Source organism: Streptomyces sp. NBC_00989 (assembly GCF_045162655.1).
Classification (GTDB): domain Bacteria; phylum Actinomycetota; class Actinomycetes; order Streptomycetales; family Streptomycetaceae; genus Streptomyces.
The window spans coordinates 3882804-3902485 of record NZ_CP108728.1; the positions used below are offsets into that span (position 1 = coordinate 3882804).

Genomic DNA, 19682 nt, shown 5'->3' on the forward strand with positions numbered 1-19682 from the left:
CCCCCCGGCACGCATCCACTGTCAAGTGGGTGGGACGGGAGTCTCATTATGTGAGCGGAGGGCTGTTCCACCCCCGAGAACGACGGGCACACCACTGGTGTACACCCCCGCGCCGCCACCCGCGAACGCGGGCTCGGCCGGGCCGTGCGGCACCGGATAGTGACCGCGGGACAGGGCCCGGCGCAGCCGGTACTCGTCCAGCGGCGCGGAGAAGGCCATGCCCTGTCCGTGCGTGCAGCCCATCGCGCGCAGGGCGACCACCTGTTCCGGCAGGTCGACCCCGTCGGCCACGGACTGGAGGCCGAGGTCGCAGGCGATCCGCAGCAGCCCGCTGGTGATCTTGTGCAGCCGCGCGGACTCGACGACGCCCTCGACCAGACTGCGGTCCAGTTTCAGTACGTCGACGGGGAGCCGCCGCAGCGTCGTGATGGCCGCGTAGCCGCTGCCGAAGCCGTCGAGGGCGATCCGGACGCCGAGCCGCCGCAGCGCGGTCAGCCGGCGCTCCAGCTCGTCCAGGGAGACCCGCGGATCGGTGTCGGACAGCTCGATCACCAACGACCCCGACGGCAGCCCGTGCCGGGTCAGCAGGGCCTCGATCGAGCCGAGCGGCATGGAGCGGTCCAGCAGCCGCCGGGCGCTCATCCGCACGGCCACGGACACGGCGAGCCCGGTCGCGGTGCGCTCGGCGGCCTGCTCCACGGCCTCCTCCAGCATCCAGCGGCCCAGCTCGGCGGTCTTGTCGCTGTCCTCGGCCACCCGCAGGAACTCGGCCGGCGTGAACAGCACTCCCTGCGACGACCGCCAGCGCGCCTGCGTGGACACCGACGCGATCCGGCCGTCCACCAGCGACACCACGGGCTGGTGCAGCAGCGCGAACTCCCCGTCGTGCAGCGCGGCCCGCAGCCGCGTGGCCAGCTCCGCCTTCCGTACGACGTCCTGCTGCATCTGCGGGGCGTACAGCTCGACCCGGCCCTTGCCGGCACCCTTGGCGCGGTACATCGCGAGGTCCGCGTTGCGCAGCAACTCACCCGCGCCCAGGCCCGGTTCGGCGAAGGCGACGCCGATGGAGGCGGCGACGCGGACATCGTTGCCGTCGATCAGGTACGGCTGGGACAGCGTGATGCGCAGGCGGTCGGCGAGCTCCATGATGTGCCGCTCGCGGGCGGTGCGGTCCCGGGTGCCGTCGCCGACGATCAGGGCCGCGAACTCGTCGCCGCCGAGCCGGGACGCGGTGTCGCCGTGCCGGACGGCGCCGTCGAGTCTGCGGGCGGCCTGGATGAGGAGTTCGTCCCCGGCCTGGTGGCCGATGGTGTCGTTGACGGCCTTGAAGCCGTCGAGGTCGATGAAGAGGACGGCCGTGCCGCGGTCGGTGGAGCGGCGGCCGGAGAGGGCCTGCTGGACGCGCTTGGTGAACAGCGCGCGGTTGGGCAGGTCGGTGAGCGGGTCGTGCTCGGCGTTGTGCTGCAACTGCGCCTGGAGGCGCACGCGTTCGGTCACGTCCCGGCTGTTGAAGATCAGGCCGCCGTGGTGGCGGTTGACCGTCGACTCGACGTTCAGCCAGCCGTCGTCGCCGGAGCGGAAGCGGCACTCGATGCGGGTGGTGGACTCCTCGAAGGGGCTGGCGGTGAGGAAGCGGCGCACCTCGTGCACCACACAGCCGAGGTCCTCCGGGTGGATCAGCGAGGCCAGTTCGGTCCCTACCAGCTCCTCCGCGGCCTTGCCGTAGACACCGGCGGCGGCCGGGGAGACGTAGCGGAGGATGCCGTTCGGGGCGGCGATCATGATGACGTCGCTGGAGCCCTGCACCAGGGAGCGGAAGTGGTTCTCCTTCTGCGCCAGCTCCTGGGTGAGGGTGATGTTGTCGAGCAGCATGATGCCCTGGCGCACGACGAGGGCGAGGACCACGCAGCCCGCGGTGATGAGCACCACGCGGTCGGGGCTGCGGCCGTTGAGGACGTTGTAGAGAATCCCCAACGTGCAGACGGCGGCGGCGAGATACGGGGTGAGCGCGGCCAGCGAACCGGCGATGGGCCGGGTGACCGGATACCGCCCCTGGTCGGCGCCCGGCGCGGCGGCCTGCGGCTGGACGCCGGTGCGCTGTCCGGGCCGGTGCTCGTGCACCACGCGCGTGTGCCCGTCGCCCTCGGGCTGGGTGTGCCGGGGCGCGGCCCAGGGGGCGTAGGCGAGGAGCAGCGAGCCGGCGAACCAGCCCGCGTCGAGCAACTGGCCCGAGTGGTAGTTGTTGTGGAGCAGCGGCGAGGTGAACAGGGCGTCGCACATCACGGTCAGGGCCAGCGCGCCGATCGCGGTGTTCACCGCGGTGCGGTTGACCGAGGAGCGCCGGAAGTGCAGCGCGAGCACCATGCTGACCAGCGCGATGTCGAGCAGCGGGTACGCCAGCGACAGCGCGGTGTGGGCCACGCTGGGTCCGTCGAACTTGGCGGCCTGGGCCAGCGCCAGGCTCCAGGACAGCGTGAGCAGCGAGCCCCCGATCAGCCAGGCGTCCAGCGCCAGACAGACCCAACCGGCCTTCGTGACAGGCCTCTTGGCGAGGACCAGGAGTCCGACGATGGCGGGCGGCGCGAAGCACAGGAAGAACAGATCGGCGAAACTGGGGCTGGGCACGGGCCGCTCCAGGACGACCTCGTACCACCCCCAGACCCCGTTGCCCAGCGCCGCCATCGCCGAGGAGAGCGAGAACAGCAGCCAGGCGGGTCGAAAGCGGATACGGCGGCTTCGCGCGTAGAGGAAGCAGGAGACGGCGGCGGTACCGGCTGCCGCGCTGAGCCCGAAGTCGCCCATGATCAGGGCGAGTTGGGCGGACCCCCAGTCGAGCGCGGAACCGACGGCGTATCCCGCGCACACCAGGGCCAGGACGAGTTGCTGGACCAGGCTCCACGCGCCGCTCGTTCCCGGCGGTCGTGGCTGCCGCGCTCCCGGCGAAGTCCGGTCCCGGAGCGCCCCGTTGAGGGTGGTCGTCGGAGACGGTGGCGAACTCACCGGGCCCTCCCGGTCCGCGTCGCTCCCGGGTCCCGCGGGCCCCGGTGCGGTGGATGAGCGTGCCTGCGGCGGCTGTTGGGCCTGCGGTGGGGATGGCTGTGGTTGCCGTGCTGTCCGCCGCGGCCGCCATGCGCGCCGTGACCGCAGTGGTCGGCGTGCTGGCCGCGGCTGCGCGCGGCGGTGCGCCAGGGTCGCCGTCGGCGGCCCCGCCGCGTCGGATCGCTCGTCCATAGGCCGTGCATCGCCCGTCGCCCCCCTCACAGTCTGAAATGTCCATCCCCGGCGCCGAACGGTGCGCGGCGCAGCCCCTGCCGGGACGATACACCAGTCTCGTCACTCAGGGACATAGTTCCTCTACGCTCCGTAACGACCAGCGGAGATGCGTACACGCCGCGCTTCCGGGAGGTTGCGGAGGGTACTGGAAGCGGATTACCCGCCTGTTGCGGCTAGTTCCCCGGCTTCCCCGTTTCGCCCGTCGTAAGGATCACGTTGCGCAGCGGCCGCCGGTTCACGAATCGCCCCAACTGGTCGGCAACCAGACGCTTTGCACGCGGCAGGAACGCCGAGGTGGGCCCGCCGACATGCGGACTGATCAGCACGCCGGGCGCCTGCCACAACGGGTGCCCCTGGGGCAGCGGTTCGGGGTCGGTGACGTCCAACGCCGCGGTGATACGGCCGCTTTCGAGCTCCGCGAGCAGCGCCTTGGTGTCGACGACCGGACCGCGGGCCACGTTGACCAGCAGCGCACCGTCCTTCATCCGGGCCAGGAACTCGGCGTCGACCAGGTGACGGGTGCTCTCGTCCAGGGGCGTGGACAGGATGACGACGTCCGCTTCCGGGAGCAGGGCGGGCAGTTCGGCGAGCGGATGCACCGGCCCGCGCGCGGTGGTACGCGCGGAGCGCGCCACCCGCGCCACCCGCGCGAGCTCGAAGGGAGTGAGCCGGTCCTCGATGGCGGAACCGATCGCCCCGTAGCCGACGATGAGGACGGACCGGTCGGCGAGCGCCGGGTGGAAGTCGCCCTGCCAGTGCTCCTGTTGCTGCGCCCGCACGAACCCCGGGATACCGCGCAACGAGGCGAGGGTCAGCGCCAGCGCGAGTTCGGCGGTGCTCGCCTCGTGCACTCCGCGCGCGTTGCAGAGCCGCACCCCCGGGACGATGGACGAGAGGCTCGCGGTCATGTCGTCGATCCCGGCGGTGAGCGTCTGGATGACCTGCAGATTCCGCATCTGCTCCAGGGGTCGCGTCTTCACGGGATGACGCTTCATGTACGGCACGACGTATAGGACACAGTCCGCGGGATCACCGGGGAACTCCTGAGCGCCGTCCTCACCTCCGTCCCAGAACAGGTAGTTGGGGCCCTCGGGGAGCCCTTCGATCTCCTCCGGCGGGATGGGCAGCCACACGTCAACAGTCATGGTCAGGAGGCTATGTCAGGCACGCGCGCGTGCAGAGGTTAGGTTTGGGGGCCGGAGAGGGAGGGTCGCAAGCAGGTGGAGCGCAGGACGATCGGCGCGGGGGCGCTCGCTATGGGGGCCGTCGGACTCGGCTGCATGCCGATGCACTGGGCCTACAGCGGGTCGCGGCGGCGGGGCGACGAGTCGGTCAGGGCCGTGCACCGGGCGCTCGATCTGGGGGTGACGCTGCTGGACACCGCAGACATGTACGGCCCGTTCACCAACGAGCTGTTGTTGGGGCGGGTGTTGAAGGAGCGGCGCGAGGACGCGTTCGTGTCGACCAAGGTCGGCCTGCTGGTCGGCGAACAGCACATCGTGGCCAACGGCCGCCCCGGCTACGTCAGACGAGCGTGCGACGCGTCACTGCGCCGCCTCCAGACGGACGTGATCGACCTCTACCAACTCCACCGCGCCGACCCCGAGGTCCCCGTCGAGGAGACGTGGGGTGCGATGGCGGACCTCGTACAGGCCGGAAAAGTAAGGGCGTTGGGCATCTGCGCGGTAGGCGCCCGCTCCGCCCGCCGCCCCGGGGCACGCCTCCATGACGGAACGATCCGCCAACTCCAGCGCGTACAACAGGTGTTCCCGGTCACAGCGGTACAGGCCGAACTGTCGGTGTGGTCCCCGGAGGCCCTGGACGCGCTGTTGCCGTGGTGCGCGGCACGCGGCGTCGGCTTCTTGGCGGCCATGCCCCTGGGCAACGGCTTCCTCACCGGCACCCTCACCCCGGGCGAGGGCTTCGAACCGGACGACGTCCGCGCCCGCCACCCCCGCTTCACCGCCGAGATGACCGCCGCGAACCAGCCGATCGTCGCCGGCCTGCGCCGAGTCGCCCGCCGCCACGGCCCGGACGCGACCCCGGCCCAGGTGGCCCTGGCGTGGGTACTGGCCCAGGGGGCGCATGTGGTGGCGGTACCGGGCACGAAGCACGAGCGCTGGGTGACGGAGAACGCGGGGGCGACGGGGTTGCGGTTGACGGCGGAGGATCTTGCGGAGGTGGCGGAATTGCCGGGGGCGTTGGGGTCCTGGGACTGATCGCGGGATCGGTCGCGCGAGGGCAACGGCTCGATCGTGCGTCGGTGCGCGGTGATCGGGAACCCGGGCGGTGTGAGCGGTGTATGAAAAGTAGAACCAGCCGCGGGGCCCGGCAGTGAGCCCACCACAAGTACCCGCCGTACCCACTTGGTGAGTACCCGCCCGTCGAAGGGACCTGATCGTGCAACGTCGAGTCGTGTCGGCCGCCCTGGCCGTGACCGCACTCCTGCTGACGGCCGGCTGCTCCTCCGACGGGGGTGGCTCTCCGGGTGACGGCACGAGTGCGCCGTCCAGCAGCGGCGGTACGGCCACGGGGGCCTCGCCCTCCCAGCAGGCCGCCGAACAGACCCCGCCCGCCAAGGGCACCGTGAAGGTGCTGCGCACGGTCACCGAGGGCCTGAAGACGCCCTGGGGTCTCGCCCCGCTCCCCGACGGGAACCTCCTCGTCTCCTCGCGCGACGACGGCACGATCACCCGGATCGACGAGAAGACCGGCAAGAAGACCGAGCTGGGCAAGGTGTCCGGGGTCTCCCCGGCCGGCGAGGGCGGTCTCCTCGGCATCGCGCTCTCCCCGGACTACGCCTCGGACCACATGATCTACGCCTACTTCACCTCGGCCTCGGACAACCGCATCGTCCGCGTGCTGTACGACGAGAAGAAGCCGGCCGGTGAGCAGCTGGGCGCGCCCGACACCGTCTTCAAGGGCATCCCCAAGGGCTACATCCACAACGGCGGCCGGATCGCCTTCGGCCCGGACGGCATGCTGTACGCGGGCACGGGCGAGAGCGGTCAGCGGGGCCTGGCCCAGGACAAGAAGTCCCTCGGCGGCAAGATCCTGCGGCTCACCCCGGAGGGCGACCCGGCCCCGGGCAACCCGTTCCCGAACTCGCCGGTGTACACCTACGGCCACCGCAATGTGCAGGGCCTCGCCTGGGACTCCAAACAACGCATGTTCGCCTCGGAGTTCGGCCAGGACACCTGGGACGAACTGAACGCGATCACCCCGGGCGACGACTACGGCTGGCCGAACGCGGAAGGCAAGGGCGACAACGCCGAGTACCACAACCCGATCACCCAGTGGCACACCGACGACGCCTCCCCCAGCGGCATCGCCTATGCCGAGGGTTCCCTATGGATGGCGGGGCTCAAGGGCCAGCGCCTGTGGCGCGTCCCGCTGGACGGCACCAAGGCGTCGGCCGCCCCGCAGGCCTTCCTCACCGGCGAGTACGGCCGGCTGCGCACGGTGGTCTCGGCCGGCGACGACAAGCTGTGGCTCGTCACCAGCAACACGGACGGCCGGGGCACGCCTAAGTCGGGGGACGATCGGATTCTTGAGCTTCAGGTGACGTAGCGGACGCGTCGGCGGAGGGGTCCGGCAGGCGTACGACGACCTTGCCGGACTCCAGGTCTATCGGCCCGCGCCCGGGGTCTCCGTCCGCGACGTCGACCCTGGTCAGCTCAAGCCGGTTGGCCTCGTCCTGGGTGTGCTTGCGGCCCGGTGAGAACAACTCCTCGAACATGTTGAACACGGCGCCTCCCCTGTGCCGGTCCCCTACAGCGTACGACTCATCGCGCGGAGCGCACGGTGAGCGGGTCGGGCGGGAACAGCTCCAGCCGGTGGGCGACGGCCGCCGCCTCGCCCCGGCCCGAGACGCCGAGCTTGCCGAGGATGTTCGAGACGTGGACGCTCGCGGTCTTCGGCGAGATGAAGAGTTCCTCGGCGATCTGCCGGTTGGTGCGGCCGGCGGAGACCAGCCGCAGGACGTCACGCTCCCGGCTGGTGAGCCCGAGCGCCTCGACCGGGTCGGCGGGGTCGGCGGAGACCGCTCTCCCCGCCGGGACCTTCGTGAGGGTCAGCCGGGCCCGCTGGGCGAGCAGCGCGACGGAGTCGGCGAGCGGGCGGGCGCCCAGGTGGTCGGCCACGGCGGCGGACAGGCGGAGCAGTTCCGTGGCACGGTCCCGCTCGTCGTCACCCCCGTCCGGGTCGGACAGCAGCGCTTCGGCCAGCCGGTGCCGGACGCGGGCGAGGTCGTAGGGGCGGTCGAGGCATTCGAAGGCGGCGACCGCCTCGGACCAGTCGCCCGGGGTGGAGCGGCCCTCGGCGTGCAGGAGTTCGGCGCGCAGCCAGCGTTCGTGGGCCCGCCAGACGGGGACGTTGGTGGCGACCGGCTTGGCGGCCTCCCGGATGCGTTCGAGGATCTTGGCGCGGCCGGGCTCGGCGACGGGCAGACCGATGGCCTGGGTCTCGGCGACGGCCGCGGTCACCAGCAGGGGCCAGGCCTCGAAGTGCGTGCCGGGGCGGAAGCCGGAGTCCAGGACCAGTTCGAGGGTGGCGCGGGCGTCGAAGAGACGGCCCTCGGCGGTGGCGACCTGGAGTTCGATCCGCTCCAGCGGCAGATGGTGCTGGGGGGCGATGTCATGGGTGCCGAAGTGCTCGCGGGCAGCGGCCAGTTGGTCACGGGCCTCCGCCAAGTCACCTCGGGCGAGCGCGAGTTCGGAGCGGATCCGGGCGTGGAAACCGCGGGGTTTGGCGCTCTGGTCCACGCGCCGCGAGTTGGTCGCCGCCTCGGCGGCCTCGTCCCAGCGGCCGAGGGTGAACAGGGACTCGGCGAGGTTTCCCCAGATCCAGGCCTCTTTGTCGAACTGGCCGAACTTCCTGGCGAAGGCGATCCCGGTCTCCAGGATCGGTACGGCCTCGCGGGAGCGGCCGACCGTTTCGAGGAAGGAGGGAAGGTTCACATAGCTGCGGCCGGCGACGGTGGAGATGCCCTCCGCGACCGTTCTTTCGTTCACCTCGACCAGCTCCGCGAGGCCCGCCTCGACGTCACCGGACACGACCATGAGGCCGGCCAGGGTGAGGCGCGCGTCCAGCTCGATCTCGCGGGCGCCCACCATGCGGGCGTACTCGACCGCGCGCTCGGCGGCCACGTAGGCGTCCGGTCCCGGTACGTGCACCGTGGACCAGCCGGCGACCTTGGCCAGTACCTCCGCGTGCACCTCGGAGGGCGGCAGTCCGCGGACCAGCTCCTGGGCGGCGGCGAGTTCCGGCCAGCCGTCGCCGCGGGACTGGGCCCGGACCAGGACGGAGCGCTGCACCCAGAACCAGGCGGCCCGCAGCGGGTCACCCTCGTCCTCCAGGAGGTGCAGGGCCCGCTTGGTGATCTTCAGGGCGCGCTCGCGCTCCCCGCTCAGCCGCCCGGCGACGGCGGCCTCCGCCATCAGGTCGAGATAGCGCAGGGGTGTGGTCTCCGGGTCGCAGCCGCAGGGCGGGTACACCTCGGTGTAGTCGACGGGGCGCAGGCCGGCACGTACGGCGTCGGGGGCGGTGTCCCAGAGCTCCATCGCCCGCTCCAGGAGCCGTAGTTGCTCGGAGTGGGCGTGCCGGCCGCGGGCGGCGACGGAGGCGTCCAGGACGGCTGGGAGGGCCTTGGCCGCGTCGTGGGCGTGGTACCAGTAGCTCGCCAGGCGCATGACGCGCTGGTCGGCCGGGACGAGCGTGGGGTCGGCCTCCAGGACCTCGGCGTAACGGCGGTTGATGCGGGAGCGCTCGCCGGGCAGCAGGTCGTCGCCGACGGCCTCGCGGACCAGGGAGTGGCGGAAGCGGTAGCCGTCGTCGCCGGGGGCCGCCTGGAGGATGTTGGCGCCGACGGCGGCCCGCAGCGCCTCGATGAGGTCGTCCTCGGCGAGCCGGGCGACGGCGGCGAGCAGTCGGTACTCGACGGTGGAGCCGCCCTCGGCGACGATCCGGGCGACCCGCTGGGCGCTCTCGGGCAGCGACTCGACCCGGACGAGGAGCAGGTCGCGCAGGGAGTCGGTGAGGTTGCTGCGGCAGCCGTCGTGGGCGGCGACGGCGAGTTCCTCGACGAAGAAGGCGTTGCCGTCGGAGCGTTCGAAGATCTCGTCGACCTGGGCGGGGTCGGGTTCGGCGGCGTGGATGCCGGCGATCTGGCGGCCCACCTCCTGCCGGTTGAAGCGGCCCAGTTCGATCCGGCGGACCGTGCGGAGCCGGTCGAGTTCGGCGAGCAGGGGGCGCAGCGGGTGGCGGCGGTGGATGTCGTCGGCGCGGTAGGTGGCGAGGACGACGAGGCGGCCGGTGCGCAGGGTGCGGAAGAGGTAGGCGAGGAGGTGGCGGGTGGAGGCGTCGGCCCAGTGCAGGTCCTCCAGGGCGACGACGACCGTGCGGTCGGCGGCGACGCGCTCCAGGAGGCGCGCGGTGAGCTCGAAGAGGCGGGCCATGCCCTCCTCGTCGTGCCGGCCGGCCCGCCGGTCGGTGGGCGTCTCCGCCAACTCGGGGAGCAGCCGGGCGAGTTCCTCCTCCTGGCCGGCGGCGGCCGCGGACAGCTCGGCGGGCAGTTCGCGGCGCAGCGCGCGCAGGGCCGTGGAGAACGGGGCGAAGGGCAGTCCGTCCGCGCCGATCTCGACACAGCCGCCCAGCGCGACGACGGCGCCCCGGCGGCAGGCCGCGGTGGCGAACTCCTCGACCAGCCGGGTCTTGCCGACGCCGGCCTCGCCGCCCAGCAGTAACGCCTGCGGCTCGCCCGCGGCGGCGCGGGCGAGCGCATCGTTCAGCGTGTCCAGTTCGCCGGCCCGGCCGACGAAGACCGGACTGACGGACCTGGTCTCCACGCTTGCGAGCATGTCACGCGGGTCTGACAACGCGGCACCGGTTTTCGGGAGGGCGGCCGCGGGGAGGAGCGCCCCTCCGGCCTGCCGGGCGGGCGCCGTACGGCCGTCCTCCCGGGGCCGGACGGTCACGAGACGCGGGCGAACAGATGCCTGCGGGGGCCTTCGGTATGCACCTCGCCCTCGGCGGCCCGGCGGGCCTGCTCGCGGCGGGCGGCGCGGGCGCCACGGACGGCCTCGCGGGCCAGGCGCTCGTTCGCGGCCTGCCGGCGGAGTTCGGCGGAGCGGATCTGGTGGAGTTCGTACTCGAACATCTCAAGTCCCTTGGAAGAGGCGGTTTTTTCGGCTTCGCTTCTTGCGATGCCTCAACCTTCGTCTCCCAGGGGGGTCCGCCACATCGGGAGAGTTCCGCATCTTGCGGGGCCGGGCGGGCCTTAGACATGCGTAAGGGGTCTTAGGGCCTTCGTAAGGTGCTTACGAAGGCCCTAAGACCCCTGGTGTACGTGCGGTGGCGCGAACCGGCCGTCAGGTGGCCGACGGCAGGCTGAGCAGGACGTCGGTGTACTTCAGGACGGCCAGGAGCAGTCCTACGACACCGAGCGCGACGCCCGACCAGGCGACCGACTTGATCCAGGTGGCCTGCGGCTTGCCCGGGGTGCCGAACGCGGGCCGGACGAGGGCCGCGACACCGACGAGCAGGCCGACCAGGGCGAAGATGCCGGCCCACAGCGCGGTGGTGTGCCAGGCATCGCCGTAGACCTCCTTGATCTGGGTGGACACGCTCGCGGTGGAGGCGGTGTGGAGCTGGCCCACGAGGGTCTCGCGGGCGCCGGCGACGGTGCCGATCCAGCCGCCGGAGAGCGAGATGAAGCCGAGCGCGGCGGAGACCACGGCGGCCGCGCCCTGGCCGACGCCGGAGGGGCCTTCCACCTCGTCGTGCCGGAGCTTCGCGAGCTCGGCCGCGTACTCCTCCTCGGTGAGGTCGTCGTCGTGCTCGACCTCGTCCGCGGGCTGGTTCTCGCCTTCCGTCCCGGTCACTTCCTCGTCGGTCGTGGTGACATCGGTCTTCGTCACATCGGACTTGGTGACGTCGACGGTCTCCGCGTCGCTCTTCACCTCGGTGGCCTCGTTCGCGGCCTCGTCAACAGTCTTGGTACCCATGGTGCGCACGGTAGGGGTGATTTCTGAGAAGTTCCTTAAAGATCGCTGTTCCGCGCACGCGCGCGTGCCTCGCGCCACTCGGGGGCGAGCACGGACCACACCTCTATGTCGTGCCGTACGCCCCCGTGGGGGTGAGATTCGCGGAGGACCGCGTCCCTGGTCATGCCCATGCGGCGGGCAACATTCAGGCTCTTCTCATTGCCCGCGGCGGCGTGCCATTCGACGCGGTGGATGTCGCGCCGCTCGATCGCGAAGTCGATGAGAATCCGCATCGCGCGGGTGATCAGCCCACGCCCGGCAGCGGCGGGTTCCAGCCAGCAGCCGACCTCGCAGTTGCCCTGGTCGGCGTGGAAGTTCAGGAAGAGGACCCCGCCGACGAGCTTGCCGTCCAGCCAGATGCCGTGCAGGGACGCGCTGTCGGCGGCGCGCAGGTCGGCGTAGCGCTGGAGCTCCCCCCGCGCCGACTCGACGTCCGTCGCCTTCGAGCCGAAGGAGATGAACTGTCCGATGAACTCCCGGCCGCGCTCCAGGTGCGCGAGGAACTCCTCGGCGTGCCACGGCTCCAGGGGACGCAGTTCGGCTCCGCCGTCACCCAGGGATATCGCGTACATCCTGCTCCTGCTCCTTCGCCAGGACGTCCGCCACCTCGGCGTCCGTCGCGGCGGCCAGCCTCTCATGGGCGGCTCGGCACTCGGGCGGCTCGATGCTGATGCGGGGCAGGACGCGGTCGAGGCCGCGGGGCAGCCACCAGTTGGCGCCGCCGAGGAGGTGCATGAGGGCCGGCACCAGGAGGGTGCGCAGGACGAAGGCGTCCAGGGCGACGGCGGAGGCGAGCGCGATGCCGAACATGGCGATCACGCGGTCGCCGCTGAGCACGAAGGCGAGGAAGACGGAGATCATGATGACCGCGGCGGAGTTGATCACGCGGCTGGTCTCGGCGAGGCCGACGCGGACGGCTCGGCGGTTGTCGCCGGTTTCCAGCCATTCCTCGTACATCCGGCTGACCAGGAAGACCTGGTAGTCCATGGACAGCCCGAAGAGGACCGACACCATGATCACGGGGAGGAAGGGTTCGATCGGCCCGGCCCTGCCGAGGCCCAGGAACTCGCTCCCCCAGCCCCACTGGAAGATCGCGACGACGACTCCGAAGGCGGCGGCCACGGCGGCGACGTTCATCGCGGCGGCCTTGAGCGGGATGCCGATCGACCGGAAGGCCAGCAGGAGCAGCACACAGCCGAGCGAGATGACGACCCCGACGAACAGCGGGAGCTTGCCGACGATCACGTCGGCGAAGTCGTCGTAGCTCGCCGTCACCCCGCCGACGTGGATGTCGAGCGAGGTGCCCGTCTCGGCCCGGGGCAGCACCTCGGTGCGCAGCCGGTCGACGAGGTCGCTGGTCCTCTGGGACTGCGGCGCCGAGTCCGGTACGACCGAGAAGTACCCGGTGGAGCCGCCGCTGTCGTAGGTCACCGGGGTCACGGAGGCGACGCCCTCGGTGGTGCGCAGGGTGGCGTCGAGGTTGTCGAGGGTGAGCCTGTCCTCGGCGCTGTCGATCTTGGTGACGAGGGTGAGGGGGCCGTTGACGCCGGGCCCGAAGCCGTCCGCGAGGAGGTCGTAGGCCTGGCGGGTGGTCGAGGACTTCGGGTCGTTGCCCTGGTCGGAGGTGCCGAGGTGGAGGGCGAGGGTGGGCAGGGCGAGGACGGTGATGACGATCAGGGCGAGGGCGCCGAGCAGTTTCGGGTGGCGTTCTACGAACGCGGACCAGCGGGCGGCGAGGCCGGTGGGGAGTTCCGGCTGGGGTCCGTGGTCGGCCAGCCGGCGCCGTTCGCGACGGCTGAGGGCGCGCGGGCCGATGAAGGACAGCAGGGCCGGGAGAAGGGTCACGGAGGCCGCGACGGTGAGCACCACGGTCAACGAGGCGGCGATCGCGACCCCGTTGAGGAAGCCGAGCCGCAGGATCAGCATCCCGAGCAGGGCTATGCACACGGTGGCGCCCGCGAAGACGACCGCGCGCCCGGTGGTGACGACCGCGTTGGTGACCGCCTCGGTGACGGACAGCCCGCGTTTCAGGCCGCGTCGGTGCCGGGTGACGATGAACAGGGCGTAGTCGATGCCGACGCCGAGCCCGATCAGCATGCCGAGCATGGGCGCGAAGTCGGCGACGGTCATGGCGTGCCCGAGCAGCACGATCGCCGCGTACGCGGTGCCGACGCTCACCAGGGCGGTGCCGATGGGCAGGAGCGAGGCGGCGAGCGAGCCGAAGGCGAGGAACAGCACGAGGGCGGCGACGGCGACCCCGACGATCTCGGCGGTGTGCCCGCTCGACGCCTCGGTGAGCGCGACGGCGCTGCCGCCCAACTCGACCTGGAGCCCGTCGGTCTCGACGGCCTTGGCGGCGCTCACGACCGCCCGCGCCTCGGACGTGTCGATGTCCTCGGCCTGGTGCGCGAAGGTGACGGTGGCGTACGCGGTGCGCCCGTCGGCGCTGATCCGGCCCGTGCCCTGCCCGTCGTACGGACTGACCACGGAGGCCACTCCGGGCAGGCTCGCGATCCTGTCCAGGGCGCCGGTCATGGTCTGTTCGACGCCGGCGGCGCGGACGGAGCCGGGTGAGGTGCGCCAGACGACGGTGTCGCTGTCGCCGCCGAGCCCCGGAAACCCCTCCTTGAGCAACTCGGTCGCACGACCCGACTCGGTGCCGGGGGCCTCGTAGTCGTTCGAGTACGCCGAGCCGGTGACGGCGGCGGCCGCGGTGACCCCGCCGAACGCGACGAGCCACAGCAGGACGGCGGCGAGGCGGTGCCGAACACACCAGCGGGCGAGGGCTGCCACGAACGTGCTCCCGGGGATGGTGATTTGTGGATCTTTGACCGGGAACCGTCGCTCAAAGAATGAACAGCCCGCAAAGAACGGATGAGCAATACGGAGTTCACTCTTGCAGCAGAAAATGATCGTTTATGACGTTCGTGCGCTGAATCACGGGAGTGGGAGCCAGATCACAGGACAGTAACGGCAACTCTGTAGTCCTGGCTGTCGCCTTGACCGGTGGCTCAGTCGAACTGATCGCCGAGCGCCATCACCATCGCCCCGACGACCAACAGCCAAAGCGCCCGTCTGGTACGCCCCTTGGAACCGAGCACCGCCGCCAGCGCACACACCGCGGCGCCCACCGCATAGGCGGCCGGAACGAGCACCGGCGCGGATCCACTCGCCCGCAGCGCCGCCGCGGCCACTCCCACGAGGGCCAGCACGGCACCGGTCAGCGCGGCCGTCCAACGGGCCCGCCGCGCGTCCAGCGCCGGATCCCCGAAGTCCGGTATCTCGGAATCTCCGCGTCCGTCCATGGCGGGCGAGCGTAGCCCCTCCACCTGAGAAACCTGATGCGCGGCCAACCGACGTCCTCCACAATCTCGTTGCTTCCTCACTGCAACCTACGCAGAACCGGAGGACCCCGTTCACCGATGCCCGACACCGACCTGACCACCCGCCTGACCCACCCCCACTACCCGCGCAGCAACACCTACGACGCCCGCTGGACCATCGAGAACCAGATGGGGCCCCACGCCCTGTGGCTCCTGGAATGGCTGGCCCCGACGCTGGGCCTGGACACCCTGCGCCCCGGCGCGCGCGTGCTCGACCTGGGCTGCGGGCGCGCCATGACCTCCGTCTTCCTCGCCAAGGAGTACGACGTCCAGGTCACCGCCGCCGACCTGTGGGTGAAGCCCGAGGAGAACGCCGTACGGATCGCCGAGGCGGGTGTCGCCGACCGGGTGCTCCCCCTGCACGTGGAGGCACACGATCTCCCCTTCGGGGACGGCACGTTCGACGCGATCGTGTCGATCGACGCCTACCAGTACTTCGGCACCGCCGACCTCTATCTGCCCACCCTGACCCGGCTGTTGAAGCCGGGCGGCCGGATCGGCATCGTCGTCCCCGCCCTCCGGGAGGAACTGGCGGGCGACGAACCACCGGAGCACCTGAAGCCCTACTGGGACCCCGGCTTCTGGGCCTTCCACTCCCCCGCCTGGTGGCGCCGCCACTGGACCCGCGGCGGCACCGTCGAGGTCGAGGCCGCCGACTGGCAGCCCGACGGCTGGAAGGACTGGCTGTTGTGGAGCGAGGTGTGTGCCGAGGAGAGCCCGTACGCGTGGATGGCGGACATGGCGCGGGATTCGGTGAAGCTGGTGCGCGCCGATGAAGGACGCACCCTCGGCTTCGCGCGGGTCGTGGGCCGCCGGGTGTGATGACACACCTGATGACACGCCTAGGGGGATGCATCGCTACCGATGCATCCCCCTAGGGCTGTCGATGTCCTACGACCGGGCTGCTCAGCCTTCGCTGACGCCCAGCTGCTCCAGGATGAGCTCCTTGACGCGGGCCGCGTCGGCCTGGCCCCGGGTGGCCTTCATGACCGCGCCCACCAGCGCGCCGGCCGCTGCCACCTTGCCGCCGCGGATCTTGTCGGCGATGCCCGGGTTGCCGGTGATGGCCTCCTGGACGGCGGTGGTGAGGGCGCCGTCGTCGGAGACGACCTTCAGGCCGCGCTTCTCGACGACCTCGTCCGGGGTGCCCTCGCCGGCGAGGACGCCCTCGATGACCTGGCGGGCCAGCTTGTCGTTCAGGTCGCCGGCCGTGACCAGCTCGGTGACCCGGGCGACCTGCTCCGGCGTGATGGGCAGCTCGTCGAGCGACTTGCCGGACTCGTTGGCGCTGCGGGCGAGTTCACCCATCCACCACTTGCGCGCGGAGGCCGCGTCGGCACCGGCGTCGATCGTCGCGACGATCGGGTCGATGGCACCGGCGTTGAGGATCGACTGCATGTCGAACGCGGTGATCCCCCACTCCTCGCTCAGCCGGTTGCGGCGGGCCAGCGGCTGCTCGGGCAGCCCGGCGCGGATCTCCTCGACCCACGCGCGCGCGGGGGCCACCGGCACCAGGTCCGGCTCCGGGAAGTACCGATAGTCCTCCGCCTCCTCCTTCACGCGGCCCGAGGTCGTCGACCCGGTGTCCTCGTGGAAGTGGCGGGTCTCCTGGATGATCGTGCCGCCGGAGTTCAGCACCGCGGCGTGGCGCTGGATCTCGTAACGGGCCGCGCGCTCCACGGAACGCAGCGAGTTGACGTTCTTCGTCTCGCTCCGGGTGCCGAACTTCTCGCGGCCGTGCGGACGCAGTGACAGGTTCACGTCGCAGCGCATCTGCCCCTGCTCCATGCGGGCTTCCGACACACCGAGCGCCCGGATCAGCTCGCGCAGCTCGGCGACGTACGCCTTCGCGACCTCGGGAGCACGCTCTCCCGCACCCTCGATCGGCTTGGTGACGATCTCGATGAGCGGGATGCCGGCGCGGTTGTAGTCGAGCAGCGAGTGCGAGGCGCCGTGGATACGGCCCGTCGCGCCGCCGACGTGCAGCGACTTGCCGGTGTCCTCCTCCATGTGGGCGCGCTCGATCTGCACCCGGAAGGTCTCGCCGTCCTCCAGCTGTACGTCGAGGTAGCCGTTGAAGGCGATCGGCTCGTCGTACTGGGAGGTCTGGAAGTTCTTCGGCATGTCCGGATAGAAGTAGTTCTTCCGGGCGAAGCGGCACCACTCGGCGATCTCGCAGTTCAGCGCGAGGCCGATCCTGATCGCGGACTCGACGCCGATCGCGTTGACGACCGGGAGCGCGCCGGGCATGCCGAGGCAGGTCGGGCAGGTCTGCGAGTTCGGTTCGGCGCCCAGCTCGGTCGAACAGCCGCAGAACATCTTGGTCTTGGTGCCGAGTTCGACATGGACCTCAAGGCCCATGACGGGGTCGTACGACGCGAGAGCGTCCTCGTACGACTCCAGGTCGGTCGTGGTGGTCACGGTGAACTTTCCCTCTCAGCCCAGCAGGACGTCGTCGTCGCCCAGCCGCTTCAGCTCGCGGTACAGGATGGCGAGGCCGGTGACGATCGCGACGGCGGAGACCGTGGCGTCGATCAGACGGAGCGTGTCGTGCTCGGTGCGCGCCTTCTTGATCTGCTTGGCGACACCCAGCGCGCCGAACGCGGTGGTGGCGATGGACACATACGTGCCGGACTTCGACTTCTTGAAGCCCTTGGCCTTCGACAGTGCGTTGCTCACAGCGACGGTGCCTCCTCAAGCAGCGGGTGGCCCCACTTTTCCACGAAGGCGGCCTCGACGGCGGCGCCGACCTTGTAAAGCCGGTCGTCCTTCAGCGCCGGGGCGATGATCTGCAGCCCGACCGGGAGACCGTCCTCCGGCGCGAGACCGCAGGGCAGCGACATGGCCGAGTTGCCCGCCAGGTTGGTCGGGATGGTGCACAGGTCCGCGAGGTACATCGCCATCGGGTCGTCGGCACGCTCGCCGATCGGGAAGGCGGTGGTCGGCGTCGTGGGCGACACGATCACGTCGACGCTCTCGAACGACTTCTCGAAGTCGCGGGTGATGAGCGTACGGACCTTCTGTGCGCTGCCGTAGTACGCGTCGTAGTAGCCGGAGCTGAGCGCGTACGTCCCGAGCATGATGCGGCGCTTCACCTCGGGGCCGAAGCCCGCCTCACGGGTGATCGAGGTGACCTCTTCGGCCGAGTGGGTGCCGTCGTCGCCGACCCGGAGGCCGTAACGCAGGCCGTCGAAGCGGGCGAGGTTGGAGGAGCACTCCGAGGGCGCGATCAGGTAGTACGCGGACAGGGCGAGGTCGAAGGACGGGCAGTCCAGCTCGACGATCTCCGCGCCCAGTTCCTTCAGGACCGCGACGGCCTCGTCGAAGCGCTGGATGACGCCGGCCTGGTAGCCCTCGCCGCGGAACTGCTTGACGACGCCGACACGCATGCCCTGCACGCTGCCGTTGCGGGCGGCCTCGACGACCGGCGGGACCGGCGCGTCGATCGAGGTGGAGTCGAGCGGGTCGTGTCCGGCGATGGCCTCGTGCAGGAGCGCCGCGTCCAGGACCGTACGGGCACAGGGTCCGCCCTGGTCGAGGGAGGACGAGAAGGCGACCATGCCGTAGCGCGAGACCGCGCCGTACGTCGGCTTGACGCCGACGGTGCCGGTGACGGCGGCCGGCTGGCGGATGGAACCGCCGGTGTCGGTGCCGATCGCGAGCGGCGACTGGAAGGAGGCCAGCGCGGCGGAGGAACCGCCGCCGGAGCCGCCGGGGATCCTGGTGAGGTCCCAGGGGTTGCCGGTCGGCCCGTAGGCGCTGTTCTCGGTGCTCGACCCCATGGCGAACTCGTCCATGTTGGTCTTGCCGAGGATGACGACGTCGGCGGCCTTCAGCCGCTTGGTGACGGTCGCGTCGTACGGCGGGATCCAGCCCTCGAGGATCTTGGAGCCGACCGTGGTCGGGATGCCCTCGGTGGTGAAGATGTCCTTGAGCGCGAGCGGTACGCCGGCCAGGGGGCCGAGCTTCTCGCCCTTGGCCCGCTTCTCGTCGACGGCACGGGCCTGCGCGAGGGCGCCCTCGCGGTCGACGTGCAGGAAGGCGTGCACCTTCTCGTCGACGGCCTCGATCCGGGCCAGGTGGGCCTCGGTGACCTCGACCGCGGTGAGTTCGCCGGCGGCGATCTTCCCGGCGATCTCGGCGGCGGTGAGCTTGATGATGTTGCTGTCCGTCATGGTGTTCTAGTCCTCCCCCAGGATCTGCGGCACCTTGAAACGCTGCTGCTCCTGGGCCGGGGCGCCGGAGAGCGCCTGCTCGGGGGTGAGCGAGGGACGGACCTCGTCCGCGCGCATGACGTTCGTCAGCGGCAGCGGGTGGGAGGTCGGCGGTACGTCTTGGTCGGCGACCTCGCTGACGCGGGCGACCGCGCCGATGATGTCGTCCAGCTGTCCCGCGAAGTGCTCGAGCTCTTCGGGCTTCAGCTCCAGACGCGCCAGCCGGGCGAGGTGGGCGACCTCCTCGCGCGTGATGCCAGGCATGCAGCGTTCCTCTGGGGTGAGTGTGTGTGGTTTGGCGCCAATCCTATGGGGCGGGGGCCCTCAGCCGTTAAACGGTTTCGCCGGGACCCCGGTCCGGGGCGCCGTGTCAGACGAGGAACAGCAGGACGGCACTGATGAGCACAACGACCGCCGTGGCGAAGTGGATCCCGTACGCCACGGCCTTCTTGCCCCCGTTGCGCAGCACTATCAGGGTGTCGCCGAGCGGGACGAGCGCCACGCAGAGCATGAACCAGGCCTCGGCATCCACCCCGACGAAGACCAGCACCGCGAGGCCCACCAGGCCCAAGGTGCCGTCCCTGAGGCCCTTGATCGTGAGGTAGGCACCGGCGTCGCCGGCGGGATCGGCCGGGACTCCGTAACCGGCGGCGGCGGAGGCGGGCTGGAACAGGAACCGGTAGCCGAGGAACAGGCAGAACAGGTCGAGCACGACGGCCAGGGTGTAGGCGGTGATGGTCACGTCATTTCTCCTCACGGCTGTTTTCTAG

17 protein-coding genes are annotated in these 19682 nt (G+C 71.0%); 3 read left to right on the forward strand and 14 right to left on the reverse strand.

Annotation, left to right across the window (positions count from 1 at the left end; genetic code table 11):
* Nucleotides 1–21 precede the first annotated feature (21 nt).
* Nucleotides 22–3000 carry a putative bifunctional diguanylate cyclase/phosphodiesterase gene (locus OG714_RS16615; RefSeq protein WP_406121780.1) on the reverse strand — a complete coding sequence of 993 codons (2979 nt, stop codon included), beginning with the start codon at nucleotides 2998–3000 and terminating at the stop codon, nucleotides 22–24.
* A gap of 446 nt (nucleotides 3001–3446) precedes the next feature.
* Nucleotides 3447–4418, reverse strand: a complete 972-nt coding sequence (locus OG714_RS16620) for a 2-hydroxyacid dehydrogenase (protein ID WP_406121782.1) — start codon at nucleotides 4416–4418, stop codon at nucleotides 3447–3449.
* A 75-nt stretch (nucleotides 4419–4493) separates the two neighbouring features.
* Here OG714_RS16620 and OG714_RS16625 point away from each other — a divergent pair, with 75 nt between their 5' ends.
* Nucleotides 4494–5492, forward strand: coding sequence for an aldo/keto reductase (locus tag OG714_RS16625; protein WP_406121784.1), 999 nt, complete (start codon nucleotides 4494–4496; stop codon nucleotides 5490–5492).
* Nucleotides 5493–5688: 196 nt separating this feature from the next.
* Nucleotides 5689–6843, forward strand: coding sequence for a PQQ-dependent sugar dehydrogenase (locus OG714_RS16630; protein WP_406131845.1), 1155 nt, complete (start codon nucleotides 5689–5691; stop codon nucleotides 6841–6843).
* Here OG714_RS16630 and OG714_RS16635 read toward each other — a convergent pair.
* From OG714_RS16635 to OG714_RS16665, 7 genes are all read right to left on the reverse strand, one after another.
* On the reverse strand, nucleotides 6800–7012 hold the full coding sequence (locus OG714_RS16635) for a DUF6191 domain-containing protein (protein WP_406131846.1): 213 nt from the start codon (nucleotides 7010–7012) through the stop codon (nucleotides 6800–6802). The two genes, OG714_RS16630 and OG714_RS16635, sit on opposite strands and share 44 nt — an antisense overlap.
* A gap of 46 nt (nucleotides 7013–7058) precedes the next feature.
* Nucleotides 7059–10130 (reverse strand): AAA family ATPase, encoded by a 3072-nt coding sequence (locus tag OG714_RS16640; protein ID WP_406131847.1) that lies wholly within the window; start codon nucleotides 10128–10130, stop codon nucleotides 7059–7061.
* Between the two features lie 113 nt (nucleotides 10131–10243).
* Nucleotides 10244–10429 (reverse strand): hypothetical protein, encoded by a 186-nt coding sequence (locus OG714_RS16645; RefSeq protein WP_406121785.1) that lies wholly within the window; start codon nucleotides 10427–10429, stop codon nucleotides 10244–10246.
* Nucleotides 10430–10640: 211 nt separating this feature from the next.
* Nucleotides 10641–11276: a hypothetical protein gene (locus OG714_RS16650; protein WP_406121787.1), complete on the reverse strand. Its 636-nt coding sequence runs from the start codon at nucleotides 11274–11276 to the stop codon at nucleotides 10641–10643.
* Nucleotides 11277–11311: 35 nt separating this feature from the next.
* The gene (locus tag OG714_RS16655; RefSeq protein ID WP_406121789.1) at nucleotides 11312–11887 is read right to left on the reverse strand and encodes a GNAT family N-acetyltransferase; all 576 of its coding nucleotides are present in this window, start codon (nucleotides 11885–11887) and stop codon (nucleotides 11312–11314) included.
* Nucleotides 11865–14108: an MMPL family transporter gene (locus OG714_RS16660; protein WP_406121790.1), complete on the reverse strand. Its 2244-nt coding sequence runs from the start codon at nucleotides 14106–14108 to the stop codon at nucleotides 11865–11867. Before OG714_RS16660 ends, OG714_RS16655 begins: the two co-directional genes overlap by 23 nt.
* Before the next feature lie 218 nt (nucleotides 14109–14326).
* The gene (locus OG714_RS16665) at nucleotides 14327–14620 is read right to left on the reverse strand and encodes a hypothetical protein (RefSeq protein ID WP_406121792.1); all 294 of its coding nucleotides are present in this window, start codon (nucleotides 14618–14620) and stop codon (nucleotides 14327–14329) included.
* Between the two features lie 117 nt (nucleotides 14621–14737).
* Between OG714_RS16665 and OG714_RS16670 the strand changes: the two genes are divergently transcribed.
* Complete coding sequence (locus OG714_RS16670) at nucleotides 14738–15520, forward strand: SAM-dependent methyltransferase (RefSeq protein WP_406121793.1); 783 nt, start codon at nucleotides 14738–14740, stop codon at nucleotides 15518–15520.
* Nucleotides 15521–15604: 84 nt separating this feature from the next.
* On the opposite strand, the gene gatB is transcribed toward OG714_RS16670, so the two are convergent.
* From gatB to OG714_RS16695, 5 genes are all read right to left on the reverse strand, one after another.
* Nucleotides 15605–17119 carry an Asp-tRNA(Asn)/Glu-tRNA(Gln) amidotransferase subunit GatB gene (gene gatB, locus OG714_RS16675; protein ID WP_406121795.1) on the reverse strand — a complete coding sequence of 505 codons (1515 nt, stop codon included), beginning with the start codon at nucleotides 17117–17119 and terminating at the stop codon, nucleotides 15605–15607.
* Between the two features lie 15 nt (nucleotides 17120–17134).
* Nucleotides 17135–17377 carry a hypothetical protein gene (locus OG714_RS16680; RefSeq protein WP_019068646.1) on the reverse strand — a complete coding sequence of 81 codons (243 nt, stop codon included), beginning with the start codon at nucleotides 17375–17377 and terminating at the stop codon, nucleotides 17135–17137.
* Entirely contained in the window at nucleotides 17374–18873 is a 1500-nt protein-coding gene (gene gatA, locus OG714_RS16685) for an Asp-tRNA(Asn)/Glu-tRNA(Gln) amidotransferase subunit GatA (RefSeq protein ID WP_406121797.1), read from the reverse strand. Before gatA ends, OG714_RS16680 begins: the two co-directional genes overlap by 4 nt.
* A 6-nt stretch (nucleotides 18874–18879) precedes the next feature.
* Nucleotides 18880–19176: an Asp-tRNA(Asn)/Glu-tRNA(Gln) amidotransferase subunit GatC gene (gatC, locus tag OG714_RS16690; RefSeq protein WP_007384860.1), complete on the reverse strand. Its 297-nt coding sequence runs from the start codon at nucleotides 19174–19176 to the stop codon at nucleotides 18880–18882.
* Nucleotides 19177–19282: 106 nt separating this feature from the next.
* The gene (locus OG714_RS16695; RefSeq protein WP_406121799.1) at nucleotides 19283–19654 is read right to left on the reverse strand and encodes a DUF4267 domain-containing protein; all 372 of its coding nucleotides are present in this window, start codon (nucleotides 19652–19654) and stop codon (nucleotides 19283–19285) included.
* Nucleotides 19655–19682 lie beyond the last annotated feature (28 nt).

Excerpts from the sequence above, each read along its gene's own strand:
- OG714_RS16620 (WP_406121782.1), bottom strand. The coding sequence starts at position 4,418 with ATGACTGTTGACGTGTGGCTGCCCATCCCGCCGGAGGAGATCGAAGGG.
- OG714_RS16635 (WP_406131846.1), bottom strand. The coding sequence starts at position 7,012 with ATGTTCGAGGAGTTGTTCTCACCGGGCCGCAAGCACACCCAGGACGAG.
- OG714_RS16640 (WP_406131847.1), bottom strand. The coding sequence starts at position 10,130 with ATGCTCGCAAGCGTGGAGACCAGGTCCGTCAGTCCGGTCTTCGTCGGC.
- OG714_RS16645 (WP_406121785.1), bottom strand. The coding sequence starts at position 10,429 with ATGTTCGAGTACGAACTCCACCAGATCCGCTCCGCCGAACTCCGCCGG.
- OG714_RS16650 (WP_406121787.1), bottom strand. The coding sequence starts at position 11,276 with ATGGGTACCAAGACTGTTGACGAGGCCGCGAACGAGGCCACCGAGGTG.
- OG714_RS16655 (WP_406121789.1), bottom strand. The coding sequence starts at position 11,887 with ATGTACGCGATATCCCTGGGTGACGGCGGAGCCGAACTGCGTCCCCTG.
- OG714_RS16665 (WP_406121792.1), bottom strand. The coding sequence starts at position 14,620 with ATGGACGGACGCGGAGATTCCGAGATACCGGACTTCGGGGATCCGGCG.
- OG714_RS16670 (WP_406121793.1), top strand. The coding sequence starts at position 14,738 with ATGCCCGACACCGACCTGACCACCCGCCTGACCCACCCCCACTACCCG.
- gatA (WP_406121797.1), bottom strand. The coding sequence starts at position 18,873 with ATGACGGACAGCAACATCATCAAGCTCACCGCCGCCGAGATCGCCGGG.
- gatC (WP_007384860.1), bottom strand. The coding sequence starts at position 19,176 with ATGCCTGGCATCACGCGCGAGGAGGTCGCCCACCTCGCCCGGCTGGCG.